Genomic DNA, 13,490 nt, shown 5'->3' on the forward strand with positions numbered 1-13,490 from the left:
TAAATTTAATCCGTGAATTATAAGTAAATTTTTCTTAAACTACAAATACTTCTGTTTTTTGAATTACGGATTAAATTTAAAGCGAGAAAAAATTAAAAGGCGCAAATTTTAGTTTTTAGCCGCCAGTTCGTCTAGCAAATTTTGCAAATTTACGCTCGCCAAGCTATCAAACATCGCTTGCTGCGCGGAGCTAAATTTAGGCGCCAAAAGCTCCTCGATCCTGCCTCCTAGCGGGCAAGGCGGCGGCGAGTTTTTGTGGATTTTAAAGATGTCGTTTTCGCCCTCGTTTACCGCCGAAAATATATCAAAAAGCGTGATTTGATCAGGCTTCTTAGCCAGACTCGCACCGCCCGTGCCTGCGCTTACGTTTATTAAATTTGCCGATTTTAAAAGCCTAATGATATTTCGCACGATGACGGGGTTCGTGCCGACGGTACCGGCTAAAAACTCGCTCGTGTTTTTCTCGTCCTTAAAAAACTCGCAGCTAAGCAGGATATGGATAGCGATGGAAAATTTTTGTCCTATTTGCATAATCAGCCTTGGTTTAAATTTAAAAGCCGCGCGTTCTTTTTGCGCGGCCTTATTTTAGCTAAATTACGCAAAATTTTAAGCTCACGCCCTCTCGCCCACGGCGGTAAAGCGTTTTTGCACGAAGGCGCCGTTTTTTAGCTCGTCTATGACCGCAAGCGCTAGGTCTGCGTAGCTGATGTAGCTCTCGTTTTTTGGAGTTTAGTATTAGATTATCGCCGCCCAGGTTGTATTTGCCCGTGCGAGCGCCGTTTGCGTCGTAGTCTCCAGCAGGCGAGACGTATGTCCAGAGCACGTCCGTTCTACCTTTTAGCTCGAAAAACGACTCCGCCGTAGCCTTTGCGACGCCCATATACTCGGACGGGAAGTCAGGCGCATCCATAGCCATAGTGCCTTTATCGTCCACGTATAGCGTACCCGCGCCGCCAACGACGAGCAGCCTCGTTTTAGTACCGCTAAGCGCGTCTGCGAGGTGTTTTGCTACCTTTTTATGAAGCCCAAACGTCTCCGGCGTCCATGCCGCAAATGCGCTGATAACGGCGTCAAAGCCCTCTAAATCGGCTTTGCTAAGCTCAAAAACGACTTTTACGTTGCCGTTTTTATACCCTTTGTTTCGCACGATCACCGTAACGTCTTAGCCTTGTTTTAAGGCTTCTTGACCAAATTTGAACCTTATTTTCCGTTTGCACCTATGATTGCTACTTTCATTGTTTATCCTTTAAATTTGATTTACTTGATCGCCGCGTAAATTTACAGCCAGCTCGGCTTTACATCGTCGTTTATCACGCCGTCGCCGTTAGTGTACTGCTCCAGGCTGCCGCGTTTGGTCTGTATACAGATAAACTTCATCCCCTGCGCCCCCGCCTTGAAGCATCTCTTGCCTGCCGGATCGATGCGGATCGCGTCGCCCTCTTTGACTGCCCTCTCCTCGCCGTCAATGAAAAGCGTACCGCCGCCTTTTAGCACCAAATAAAGCTCCTCGTTTTGCTTGTGCGAATGTACGAACGGCACGCTCACGTTTGCAGGAAGCTCGTTGATAGAGAGCTCGCAGCCGCTTAAGCCTAGGGCTTCTTTTAGCTCGACTCTCGGCTCATTTTTCGTTGAAACGATCTTGTAGTTTGACATCTTTTTCTCCTTAGAATTTTTTTGTTGTAATGCTATAACTTACAACTGATGAGCGAAGTATAATAAAATTTTATTGTAATGTCAAGAGTTACAGCAAAAATTCCAAAATTTGATGCAAAATTTAAAATCAGCTAAAATCCGCGCGATTTTAAACAAAGGAATTTTATGCAAAATAGCGCATTTAAGACGCTAACGCTCATCGCAAAGAAAAATTTTAAAAAGCTGTTCTTGACGTTTAGCCTGGTTTTAGCGGAAAACGGGCTATTTCTCGTCTATCCCGTACTAGCCGGCATCGCCATAAACGCCATCGTAGCGGGAGACACGCTTTTGGCGCTTAGCTACTCGGTCATGGTGTTCGTGGGCTGGGGGCTTGGCTCGATTAGACGGCGCGTGGATACGCAGGTATTTACTAGGATATACGCGGGACTTGCCGTAAGCGTGATAATGAACGAAAAAGAGCCGCAAAAGACGAAAGCGCAGTAATCGCAAGAGCAAATTTATCTCGCGAATTTGTGGATTTTTTCGAGCAGCATTTTCCCGTGTTTTTCACCTCGGTCGTCTCGATTTTCGGCTCGGCGATCATGCTTTTGTTTATCGAGTTCTACGTGGGTTTGGCTGTCTTTGCCCTGCTCGCGGTTTTTGGAGTTTTGCTACCCAAATACATCGCCAAAAACGACCGCTTGTATCTAAAGCTAAACAACCAACTAGAGCGCGAGGCAGGACGCATAAGCGCAGGCGATGAGCGCACGCTAAAGCGCCACTACGATGTGCTTTCAAAGCTTCGTATCCGCATCTCAAACAGAGAGGCGATGAGCTTTTTCATCATCGGTACAAGTGCGGCGGCGATTTTTAGTTTGGCGATATTTTTGCTCTCAAGCAAGCAGGCAAACGCGGGCCACATCTACTCGGTGCTCACCTATCTTTGGACGTTTGCGATCAGTCTTGACGACGCGCCTAGGCTGATAGAGGAGTTTAGCAAACTAAAAGATATCGGCAAGCGCGTGGATGCCGGACTAGAAGGCGATATAGATAAAATTTAGGCGCTTTTTTGGGTATAATCTAACTAAAATTTGCCAAAAAACGAGGTCAAAATGCACAAAAATCACGCCCACTGCGCACATTCGCACGCGTCAAACAAGGTCGTTTTAAGAAATTCTTTCTTTATAATATTCGCTTTTATGCTAGTCGAGGTCGCGGGCGGCTTAGCGACGAACTCGCTCGCCCTACTCTCCGACGCCGGGCACATGCTATCAGACGCCGCAGCGCTCGGGCTTTCGCTATTTGCGTTTAAATTCGGCGAACGCAAGGGCAATCTGCAAAAGACCTTCGGCTACAGGCGGATCGAAATTTTAGCCGCGACGATAAACGCCGTCACGCTCATCGTCATCGCCGTTTTTATCGTCATCGAGGCGGCGCGGCGCCTGCAAAATCCGCCAGAAGTAGCCACCGCTGGCATGCTCGCCATCAGCACGCTGGGTCTTGCCGTAAATATCGTCGTGGCCTATTATATGCTGCGCGGCAGCGACGTGAGAGAAAACGTCAATATGCGCGGCGCCTACATGCACGTGCTGGGCGACGCTGCGGGCTCGGTGGGCGCGATCGCGGCGGCTGTGCTGATGATGTGCTTTGGCTGGGGCTGGGCGGACGCGGCGGCTAGCCTGCTCGTGGCCGTGCTCATCGTAAAAAGCGGCTGGGGCGTGCTAAAAGACAGCCTAAACATCCTCATGGAGGGCTCGCCAAAAGGCGTGAGCCTAGACGCGCTCGTCGCGCAGATCAGGGGCGTGGACGGCGTGCTTTCGGTGCACGACCTACATGTCTGGAGCATAACAAGCGGCGCAAACGCGCTCACGGCTCACATCGTAGTTAGCGGCGAGCTAAGCGTGCGCGAAGCAGAGCGGATCTTGCGCGAAATATCGCACGAGATGGAGCATCTGGGCATCACGCACACGACGCTGCAGCTTGAAAGTAGCGACAACGAATGCGCTGACGAGCTAATCTGCGAAGTAAGATCAAACGATGCGGGCGGGCATTTAGGGCATAGTCATTGAAATTTGGGCAAATTTGGGGCGAAATTTCGCGATCTAGCATATCAAATCAAATCCGCAGCCCGAAACGAATAAATTTTGCTAAAATTTAAATTGACGCATTTTTATAAAAGGGGCGAATTTAAATATATATCTAGTCGTGATTTTCGCCCTGCATTGCGCCCTCGGGAACGGTAATTATATAGGTTTTCTTATCGCGCTAAATTTCGCGGTAGCCTTGGTTTGCGCCGCTTTTCCTTTTATGAAAAAGAATTATATATTTTTGTTACTGCTCGCGCTAAATTTAACCTTGTATTTCAACGCTATCGACACTCCTTTTGAAAAGCCTGAGCTTTGGACGTATCATATACCCGCGCTCGCAAACGCGACATACGGCCTAAGCACTCTAGTTTACGCCTCGGGGTTCGTAGCTTTTGCTCCACTGGCGGCGTATGTTTATTTTTTGTATTCGCTTTGCGTCGTTATTTGCGCCGTGCGCGAAAAACTTCAAAATTTACGTTAAATTTTACGAACCGAATACGCGTCAAATTTACTCCAAATCTCCCGCCTCAAGCCGCCACCCGTTTAACGAAAGCTAAATTTACTCTACTTTAACGAAAATTTTTATACAATCGCCCAAAATTTAACTAGGGATTTCATGAAAAACATCAGAAATTTTAGCATCATCGCTCACATCGACCACGGCAAAAGTACGCTAGCAGACCGCCTCATCCAGGAGTGCGGCGCCGTCAGCGACCGCGAGATGAGCTCGCAGATCATGGACACGATGGACATCGAAAAAGAGCGCGGCATCACGATCAAGGCTCAGTCTGTGCGCCTAAACTACGCGCTTGGCGGCGAAAATTTCGTCCTAAATTTGATCGACACTCCGGGCCACGTGGACTTTAGCTACGAGGTAAGCCGTAGCTTAGCTAGCTGCGAGGGTGCGCTGCTCGTCGTGGACGCTTCTCAAGGCGTAGAGGCGCAGACCATCGCAAACGTCTATATCGCGCTAGAAAACAACCTCGAAATCATCCCCGTCATAAATAAAATCGACCTTCCCGCAGCAGATCCGGCTCGCGTAAAAAACGAGATCGAGCACGTTATAGGGCTTGACTGCAGCGGCGCGATCGAGGTCAGCGCGAAAACGGGCATCGGCATTAAAGAGCTGCTAGAAGCCATCATCACGCGCATCCCCTCTCCCGGCGGCGAAGCGGAAAAGCCGCTAAAAACGCTCATCTACGACAGCTGGTTTGACAACTATCTAGGCGCGCTAGCACTCGTTCGCGTCTACGACGGCGAGCTAAAGAAAAACGACGAAATCCTAGTCATGGGCACGGGCAAAAAACACATCGTACTAGATCTCATGTATCCAAACCCCATCGCGCCGATAAAAACGGCAAATTTGGGCGCGGGCGAGGTCGGCATCGTGGTGCTCGGGCTAAAAAACGTGAGCGACGTGCAGGTAGGCGACACGATCACGCTAGCTCGTAACCCCGTAAAAGAGCCAGTCGGAGGCTTTGAGCGGGCTAAACCGTTCGTATTTGCGGGACTTTACCCGATCGAAACGGATAAATTTGAGGACCTACGCGACGCCCTGGATAAACTCAAGCTAAACGACAGCTCGATCAGCTACGAGCCTGAGACCTCCGTCGCACTAGGATTTGGCTTTCGCGTCGGCTTTTTGGGACTGCTGCACATGGAGGTTATCAAGGAGCGCTTGGAGCGCGAATTTGACCTCGACCTCATCGCCACGGCTCCGACCGTCACCTACGAAGTCGTGCAAACCGACGGTCAAATTTTACGCATCCAAAACCCCAGCCAGCTCCCGCCGGTCAATAAAATCGAGCACGTCAAAGAGCCGTACGTAAAGTCCACCATCATCACGCCTAGCGAGTTTTTGGGTAACATCATCACGCTGCTAAACAACCGCCGCGCCGTGCAGACCAAGATGGACTACATCACACCCGAGCGCGTGCTGCTCGAGTACGACATCCCGATGAACGAGATCGTGATGGACTTTTACGACAAGCTAAAATCGAGCACCAAAGGCTACGCGAGCTTCGACTACGAGCCTAGCGACTACCGCGTGGGCGACCTGGTGAAGCTTGATATCAAGGTCGCAGGCGAGACCGTGGATGCGCTCTCCATCATCGTGCCAGAATCAAAAGCTCAGTCCAAGGGACGCGACTTCGTAAAAGCCATGAAAGAGATCGTGCCGCGCCAGCTCTTTGAGGTGGCTATTCAAGCTAGCATCGGCAACAAAATCATCGCTAGAGAAACGGTGAAATCGATGGGCAAAAACGTAACCGCCAAGTGCTACGGCGGCGACATCACGCGTAAGCGCAAGCTACTCGAAAAGCAAAAAGAGGGCAAAAAGCGCATGAAAGCCATCGGCAAGGTAAATTTGCCGCAAGAGGCGTTTTTAAGCGTTTTAAAAATAGACTAGCGGCGTCTTGCGAGCGTTTTGCGGAGTTTTTCGCTACGCTCGCGGCCGCTTTTTATTATCTCACGGTCAAATTTGAGCTCAAATTTACAAATTTGACCTCCCAGACCCGCACCACGAAAATGCTAAATTTGACGCTATATCCGCTTTAAAATTTCAAAAATCAAATTTAATAAAATTTATACGAATTTCCAATTTTCCTCCAAATTTTACGCAAATTTGGAAATTCATCTCAAATTTGGATAGAATTTTGCTTGCGCGATGTAAAATTTACGAAAGGATCTTTTATGAGAAATTTTATACTTTTATTTGCGGCGTTCCTTTTTACGGGATGTTTCGGGCTATTCGAGAGTTCGCCGGAGGTCGCTCAAGCTAGCGACGGCAACGCCAAAGGCTACAAAGAAGTGATGCGTATCAAAGCAGACTGCTCCTCATGCGCTAGCGGCGGTCAGGATATCAAGATAAACGGCACGGACTACACCAGCGACGTCGCGATAAAATGCTGCATCGCTCAAAGCAGAATCGATACGAGCGCGGCCATCAAAAAAGTCTATATCCACAAAATAGCCGATGAAAGAGCAGCTGATAGCGGCATAAAATTTATCTCTAAAAACGGCGCGAAAATGCTCTATCCAAAAGAGCGTTTAGAGAGGCTTTTTCATCTTTTCTTACAAGACGAGCTGCTAAACCGCGGCATTATGGTCGTGGATAGCCAGACCTCGCCGTACACGTACCGCGTGGATTTTGCATTTACCGACTATGCAGCGTCTTATAGCGAGCCGTCGCAGTATCTAAGCGCGGCGATGAAAGGCAAACTGGGCGTCAAAAACATCAACAAAACCCGCGTGCTAAACATCTCCACCAGACAAGACGTGCGCAAGCTGGAGGCCGAGGACACTGAGGATTTTAACCTCTATGTCTACCTTCTCGTTAAACAAGCCGCCAATAAAGCCGCCGAAGAGATATCAAAACTATAAAGGAAAAATATGAAAAAACTAGCTTTTTACGCCCTTGCCGCCGCGCTTTTTGCCGCGGTTATGAGCGGATGTTCGCAGCGCAGCTCGGTGTTAAATTTAACCCCGTATCAATCAACCTCAAACCAGATGGGCTACCAAAAAAATATCCGAATAAATAGCATCGAGGACGCTCGCGCCAACAAAAGCATCGTCGCCACGATCACGGGTAGCAACGGCAACGTCAAGGAGTACGTCACGCTGCAAAATAGCATCGAGGGCTGGCTGCAAGACGGCCTTAGCACCGAACTTAAGCGCCTAGGAGCAAATTTGAGCGACTTTGGCGATATTGTCGTGGACGTGAGGATCGTCGAGCTTAAAGCAAATCTAAGCGGCTACTCCACCGACAACCTAAAAGGCTCGGCAAAACTCGCTATAACGGTGCACAGAGGCGATCAGACCATCACCAAAAACGTCTCTCAAGAGCAGACTAAATTTGCCCCGATCCACACGAGCGGCGCGTTTAAAAGCTTTTTTGATGAGCTACTACAAGACATCGTAAAACGCGCGGCGATCCAGATCCTAAAAAGCTGATGAGATGCGCTAACTGCGGGCATCTGAGCCTAGCCGTGATCTGTAAAATTTGCAAAGATCACCTGCTCTCCTCGCCCGCAAGGACGCGCGTTTTGGACGGTGATTTTAAAATTTACAGCTTTTTTGACTACTCCGAAGTTAAAAATTTACTCCACTCAAAGCACCTATTTCACGGCTCTTTCGTTTATGGCGCACTTGCAAATTTGAGTTTTAAAGTTTTTGCTCGCAAGTTTAGCTTTGGCTCGCCGGTAAATGCCGTGCCGATCGACGACAAAACGACTAGCGGCTACTCGCATACGGCAATCCTAGCTCGCGCGTTAAAAAGTGCGGAAATACATCCGCTTTACGCCTGCTTGCACGCTGGCTCAAACGTCAGCTATCACGGCAAGGATCTAGCCTTTCGCCTAAAAAATCCGAGAAATTTTAAGCTTTTAAAAACGCCTAAATTTCCGGTTATCTTGATAGACGATATCGTGACGACGGGCACAACGATAGACGAAGCCAGACGGACGCTGCAAAAAGCCGGCTGTGAGGTGCTTTTTGCGCTGACGCTTGCGGATGCGAGGTATTAAATTAAATTTTAATCAAATTTAAGCTAGAATCAGGCAGTAAATTTTAAGGATAAAAATGGAAGAAAATCTACTCAATCAAAATCAAGACATCCAAGCCGTCGATATCGAGGAGTCGATAAAAACGAGCTACCTAGACTACTCGATGAGCGTCATAGTCGGTCGCGCCCTGCCCGATGCTAGAGACGGTCTAAAGCCCGTTCATAGACGTATCCTCTACGCGATGAACAACCTCGGAGTCGGCAGCCGTAGCCCGTATATGAAGTCCGCGCGTATCGTGGGCGACGTCATCGGTAAGTACCACCCGCACGGCGATACGGCCGTTTACGATGCGCTCGTGCGTATGGCGCAGAAATTTTCCATGCGCTATCCAGCAGTCGACGGCCAAGGAAACTTCGGCTCCATCGACGGCGACGGCGCGGCTGCTATGCGTTATACCGAAGCTAGGATGACCAATCTCACCGAAGAAATTTTGCGAGATATCGAAAAAGACACGGTTGATTTTATCCCAAACTACGACGACAGAGAGACTGAGCCAGACGTCCTGCCTAGCCGCGTACCAAATTTGCTGCTAAACGGCTCTAGCGGTATCGCCGTCGGTATGGCGACGAATATCCCGCCGCACAGCCTTGACGAGCTCATAGACGGACTTTTGCTCGTACTTGAAAACAAAAACGCGACGCTAGAAGAGGTGATGCAGTATATAAAAGGGCCTGATTTCCCAACTGGCGGGATAATATTTGGCAAAAAAGGTATCATCGAGGCCTACCGCACTGGACGCGGCCGCGTCAAACTACGCGCCAAAACCCACATCGAAAAAAAGCCGAACAAAGACGTCATCGTGGTAGATGAACTACCGTATCAGACGAACAAAGCCCGCCTCATCGAGCAAATCGCCGAGCTGGTCAAAGAAAAACAGATCGAAGGCATCAGCGAGGTGCGCGACGAGTCCGATAAGGACGGCATCCGCGTCGTCATCGAGCTAAAACGCGACGCGATGAGCGACATCGTGCTAAACAATCTCTTTAAATCCACGACGATGGAGAGTACGTTTGGCGTCATAATGCTTGCGATAAACAACAAAGAGCCGAAGGTATTTAACCTAATCGAGCTTTTGAAGCTATTTTTAAATCACAGAAAAACCGTCATCATCCGCCGCACGATATTTGACCTGGAAAAAGCCCGCGCTAGAGCGCATATTTTAGAGGGCTTAAAGATCGCGCTAGATAATATCGACGAGGTGATCGAGCTCATCAAAAATAGCGCCGATACGCCTAGCGCTCGCGAGGGCTTGGTGGCAAAATTCGGCCTTAGCGAGCTACAAGCAAACGCAATCCTTGATATGAGGCTAAGCAAGCTAACGGGTCTTGAGCGCGAAAAACTAGAGGCCGAGCTAGCAGAGCTGATGGCCGAGATCGCGCGCCTTGATGAAATTTTAAAGAGCGAAACATTGCTAGAAAAACTAATCAAAGACGAGCTGCTCGAAATAAAAAATAAATTTAAAGTGCCGCGCATCACCGAGATCGTCGACGACTACGACGATATCGACATCGAAGACCTCATCCCTAACGAAAATATGGTTGTAACCATCACGCACCGAGGCTACATCAAGCGCGTGCCGAGCAAGCAGTACGAGAAGCAAAAACGCGGCGGCAAGGGCAAGGTCGCGGTAACTACGTACGACGACGACTTCATCGAGAGCTTCTTTACGAGCAACACCCACGATACGCTGATGTTCGTGACCGACCGCGGACAGCTCTACTGGCTCAAAGTCTATAAGATCCCTGAAGGAAGCCGCACGGCAAAAGGCAAAGCGGTAGTAAATCTCATCCAGCTACAACCTGACGAAAAGATCAAGGCGATCATCCCGACGACCGATTTTGCCCAGAGTAAATCGCTCGCGTTTTTCACTAAAAACGGCATCGTAAAACGCACGAATTTGAGCGAATTTAAAAATATCCGCTCTATCGGCGTACGCGCTATCAGTTTAGACGAGAACGACGAGCTAGTAACGGCTCTAATCGTAGAAGGCGAGGAAGAGCCGATAAATCTAATTGACGAGCTTGGCGTTGAAACCGAGATAAACGAGATAGAGGCGATAGAGGCTCAGATCGACGAAGAAAATAGCGAGGAAAACGACGAGAACGCGGCTGAAGGAAGCGACGATAGCGAAAAGATGCTATTTATCGTAACCAAAAAGGGAATGTGCCTCAAATTTAAACTCAGCAAAGTCCGCCAGATGGGCAGAACGGCTCGCGGCGTGACGGGTATTAAATTTAAAGAAGCAGGCGACGAGGTAGTAGGCGCAGCCGTCATCGAAAGCAACGAACAAGAAGTGCTAAGCATATCTCAAAAAGGTATCGGCAAGCGCACTACCGCAGACGAATACCGCCTAACAAATCGCGGCGGCAAGGGCGTAATCTGCATGAAGCTAACTAATCGCACCGGCGATCTGATCGGCGTCGTGATGGTCGATGACGAACAAGATCTGATGGCTCTAACCTCAAGCGGCAAGATGATACGCGTCGATATGCAAAGCATCCGCAAAGCAGGCCGAAACACCAGCGGCGTGATCGTAGTAAACGTAGACGGCGACGACGTAGTTAGTATCGCAAAGTGCCCTAAAGCCGACGAAGGCGAGGATGAGAGCGGCGAAGAGACGCTAGAAAATTTAGAATGAATTTAGTGTTTTTGGAATACAATTTGCTAGTAAATTTGCAAACGAAAAAACAACTAAATTTAAAGGTTCAAGAATGAAAAAAATTACATTCGCGGTTTTGGGCGCGGTAGCCTTTTTGACGAGCGGTTGCTCTTTTAATAGCCCTTTTTCCTCCGACGAAACCACGTCGGCAAAGCAAGATATCGTCATACAAAAGGTCGATAAAGAAGACATCAGAAGCGTGATGAAACAAGAAAAGATGATATACGATATCGAGCAAGTTGATGCGGTATTTGGTGCCGTGGGCGAGGGTATCGCTCCGACCAACACCGTCTCTCACGCTCAGTCGCTAGCCCTAGCCAAGCGCGCGGCCATCGCCGATGCGCACAGACAGCTAGCCGAGAAGCTATACGGAGTCAAGATAAACTCCAAAGATACGGTTAGAGATGCAATGCTTAGAGACTCCACTATCACGGCTCAGGTCGCAGGCCTCATCAAAAACGCTTCCATCATCGAGCACGACTTTAAAGACGGGCTTTATCGCGTCAGAATGGAAATGAAAATAGACCAAAGCAAGTGGCAAGAAATTTTTGCTTACTGATTGCCGCTGCGGCGCTTCTTTACGGCTCGGAGGAGTTCATCCTCTGGGCCAAAATCTCCACTAAAAATCACACCGTCGTTTACGACGATATCGCGCTTTCAAAAGCAATGGTTCTAAGCGAGCTAGAGTATGAGTATCTATGCGAAATAAACGCCTCCAAGCAGCCCGCGCAAAGCTCGCTAGAGTTTTTAAATTTACATAAAAACAAGCTTTTCGAGTGCTTTTTGCCTTATAAATTTAAGGTCGAAGATCGCTTCGTTCAACGCAACAAAAATATGAACTCCGCAACCGACCTCACGCTGTTTCCCGTGCGTTTTACGGTGAAATTTAAGCCCTCTTCGGCTATCATAAGCGTATTTAAAAACAAAGAGTAAAAGATGAACATCGTAATAGTAGAAGACGACATCAATATGCGCAAGTCCCTAGAGATCGCGCTTGGCGAATATGACGATTTAAAAATCAAAAGCTATAAAAGCGCGGTCGAGGCGCTTAAAAAAATGGGCGAGGACGTCGATCTCATCATCACCGACATCAACATGCCCCAGATGGACGGGCTGGAGTTTATCAAGCGTCTGGAGGGCAAATTTGACGTCATCATAATGACGGGCAACGCGACGCTAAACAAAGCCATCGAGAGCGTGCGCCTTGGCGTCAAGGACTTCCTCACGAAGCCTTTTGACGCGCAAACGCTATATGAGGCGATAAAAAGGGTCGAAATTTTACGCCGAAAGCTACCTGCTGCGAGCCTAAAAGCCGCGCAAAACGGGTCAAATTCGCAGGCTGATTCGACCGATTTCGTAGCTAGCTCGCCCGCGCTTGCTAACGCGCTAAATTTAGCCTCGCGCGTCGCAAAAACGGATGCTTCGGCGATGCTAATGGGCGAAAGCGGCGTGGGCAAGGAGCTGTTTGCTAAATTTATCCACAAAAACTCGCCGCGCAAGGACGGTCCGTTTATCGCGATAAACATGGCCGCGATCCCCGAAAATTTGATAGAAAGCGAGCTTTTCGGCTTTGAAAAGGGCGCATTTACCGACGCCTCAGCCATGAAAAAGGGACAGTTCGAGCTAGCAAGCGGCGGCACGCTGTTTTTAGACGAGATCGGCGAGATGCCGCTAAATCTGCAGCCAAAACTCCTGCGCGCGATCCAGGAGCGCGAGATCACGCGTCTTGGTGCCACAAAAAGCGTCAAGATCGACGTGCGCATCGTATCCGCGACGAACGCGAACCTGCCCGCGATGATCAGCGAGGGTAAATTTAGAGAGGATCTGTTTTACCGTCTAAACACCGTGCCCGTCGCCATCCCGCCGCTAAGAGAGCGCAAAGAGGAGATCTTGCCTATCGCAGAGCGCTTTTTAAAGCAAAGTTGCGAGGAGTTTAATCTCGGCAAAAAAGGCTTTTCCGAAGCAGCGGTAAAAGAGCTTGAAAACTACGATTTCCCGGGCAATATCCGCGAGCTCATCTCCGTCGTGCAGCGAGCGGCGATACTGAGCGAAGGCGAGGAAATACAACCCGGCGATCTTTTTTTGCAGGCTCGCAGCAGAAAGTAGCTTAAATTTAAGCTTTACGCGAGTAAAATAAGCGAAATTTTAGCTTAAATTTAAAATTTAGCCGGCGAGACGGTGACGCTGAAAATGCGACGTACGGTTTGGCAAATTTGAGCCGACGAGAAGTAAAATTTGAGTTAAATTTAATGGGGGAGAGCGGTCGCGGATAACTTTCTGAAAAATCCAAAATTAGTCCGCGAAACGAGTTTTGTCCTAAGCGTGCGATCTGACCGACGAGACTAACCGCGAGACGGCTTGCCGCCTAAAAAAAACAAAATTTAGTCCGCAAAGCCTAACGAGTCTTTGGCGCCGGGTCAAGCCAAAGAGGCTCGTCGCGGGAGTTTTGCCGACTGAGAAGTAAAACCTAAACTTGGTCCGCAAAGTCGGACAAGTCTTTTCGCATCGCATCCGCTTGCGACGAGACTACTCTACGAGGAGTACGGGATC

Annotated in this window: 13 protein-coding genes and 1 pseudogene; 11 read left to right on the plus strand and 3 right to left on the minus strand. The window is 49.0% G+C overall.

Features of this window, described 5'->3' with window-relative positions; all coding sequences use genetic code 11:
* Positions 1–108 precede the first annotated feature (108 nt).
* The 3 genes from H7R39_RS03005 to H7R39_RS03015 all read right to left on the minus strand — a co-directional run bounded on the left by H7R39_RS03005 (position 109) and on the right by H7R39_RS03015 (position 1,653).
* Positions 109–531 (minus strand): Rrf2 family transcriptional regulator, encoded by a 423-nt coding sequence (locus H7R39_RS03005; RefSeq protein ID WP_185897904.1) that lies wholly within the window; start codon positions 529–531, stop codon positions 109–111.
* A gap of 58 nt (positions 532–589) precedes the next feature.
* Positions 590–1,153 (minus strand): NAD(P)-dependent oxidoreductase, encoded by a 564-nt coding sequence (locus H7R39_RS03010; protein ID WP_228724709.1) that lies wholly within the window; start codon positions 1,151–1,153, stop codon positions 590–592.
* 125 nt (positions 1,154–1,278) lie between these two features.
* Positions 1,279–1,653 carry a cupin domain-containing protein gene (locus H7R39_RS03015; RefSeq protein ID WP_185897905.1) on the minus strand — a complete coding sequence of 125 codons (375 nt, stop codon included), beginning with the start codon at positions 1,651–1,653 and terminating at the stop codon, positions 1,279–1,281.
* Between the two features lie 165 nt (positions 1,654–1,818).
* Between H7R39_RS03015 and H7R39_RS11600 the strand changes: the two are divergent.
* From H7R39_RS11600 to H7R39_RS03070, 11 genes and pseudogenes are all read left to right on the plus strand, one after another.
* A pseudogene (locus tag H7R39_RS11600) lies at positions 1,819–2,693 on the plus strand (ABC transporter six-transmembrane domain-containing protein).
* Positions 2,694–2,744: 51 nt separating this feature from the next.
* Complete coding sequence (locus H7R39_RS03025; RefSeq protein WP_185897906.1) at positions 2,745–3,701, plus strand: cation diffusion facilitator family transporter; 957 nt, start codon at positions 2,745–2,747, stop codon at positions 3,699–3,701.
* A gap of 238 nt (positions 3,702–3,939) precedes the next feature.
* Positions 3,940–4,200 carry a transporter gene (locus H7R39_RS03030; protein ID WP_228724710.1) on the plus strand — a complete coding sequence of 87 codons (261 nt, stop codon included), beginning with the start codon at positions 3,940–3,942 and terminating at the stop codon, positions 4,198–4,200.
* 135 nt (positions 4,201–4,335) lie between these two features.
* On the plus strand, positions 4,336–6,126 hold the full coding sequence (gene lepA / locus H7R39_RS03035) for a translation elongation factor 4 (protein ID WP_185897907.1): 1,791 nt from the start codon (positions 4,336–4,338) through the stop codon (positions 6,124–6,126).
* Between the two features lie 284 nt (positions 6,127–6,410).
* A complete protein-coding gene (locus H7R39_RS03040; protein WP_221892060.1) occupies positions 6,411–7,100 on the plus strand; it encodes a hypothetical protein in 690 nt (229 codons plus the stop codon).
* 9 nt (positions 7,101–7,109) lie between these two features.
* Entirely contained in the window at positions 7,110–7,670 is a 561-nt protein-coding gene (locus H7R39_RS03045; protein WP_185897908.1) for a YajG family lipoprotein, read from the plus strand.
* The gene (locus H7R39_RS03050) at positions 7,670–8,242 is read left to right on the plus strand and encodes a ComF family protein (protein ID WP_185897909.1); all 573 of its coding nucleotides are present in this window, start codon (positions 7,670–7,672) and stop codon (positions 8,240–8,242) included. Before H7R39_RS03045 ends, H7R39_RS03050 begins: the two co-directional genes overlap by 1 nt.
* Before the next feature lie 55 nt (positions 8,243–8,297).
* Complete coding sequence (gene gyrA / locus H7R39_RS03055; RefSeq protein WP_185897910.1) at positions 8,298–10,919, plus strand: DNA gyrase subunit A; 2,622 nt, start codon at positions 8,298–8,300, stop codon at positions 10,917–10,919.
* A 73-nt stretch (positions 10,920–10,992) separates the two neighbouring features.
* Positions 10,993–11,499 (plus strand): LPP20 family lipoprotein, encoded by a 507-nt coding sequence (locus tag H7R39_RS03060; protein WP_185897911.1) that lies wholly within the window; start codon positions 10,993–10,995, stop codon positions 11,497–11,499.
* On the plus strand, positions 11,475–11,873 hold the full coding sequence (locus H7R39_RS03065) for a hypothetical protein (protein ID WP_185897912.1): 399 nt from the start codon (positions 11,475–11,477) through the stop codon (positions 11,871–11,873). Before H7R39_RS03060 ends, H7R39_RS03065 begins: the two co-directional genes overlap by 25 nt.
* A gap of 3 nt (positions 11,874–11,876) precedes the next feature.
* Positions 11,877–13,046 (plus strand): sigma-54-dependent transcriptional regulator, encoded by a 1,170-nt coding sequence (locus H7R39_RS03070; RefSeq protein WP_185897913.1) that lies wholly within the window; start codon positions 11,877–11,879, stop codon positions 13,044–13,046.
* The last annotated feature ends 444 nt before the right edge of the window (positions 13,047–13,490 follow it).

The organism is Campylobacter massiliensis, from assembly GCF_014253065.1.
In the GTDB taxonomy this organism is placed as follows: domain Bacteria; phylum Campylobacterota; class Campylobacteria; order Campylobacterales; family Campylobacteraceae; genus Campylobacter_A; species Campylobacter_A massiliensis.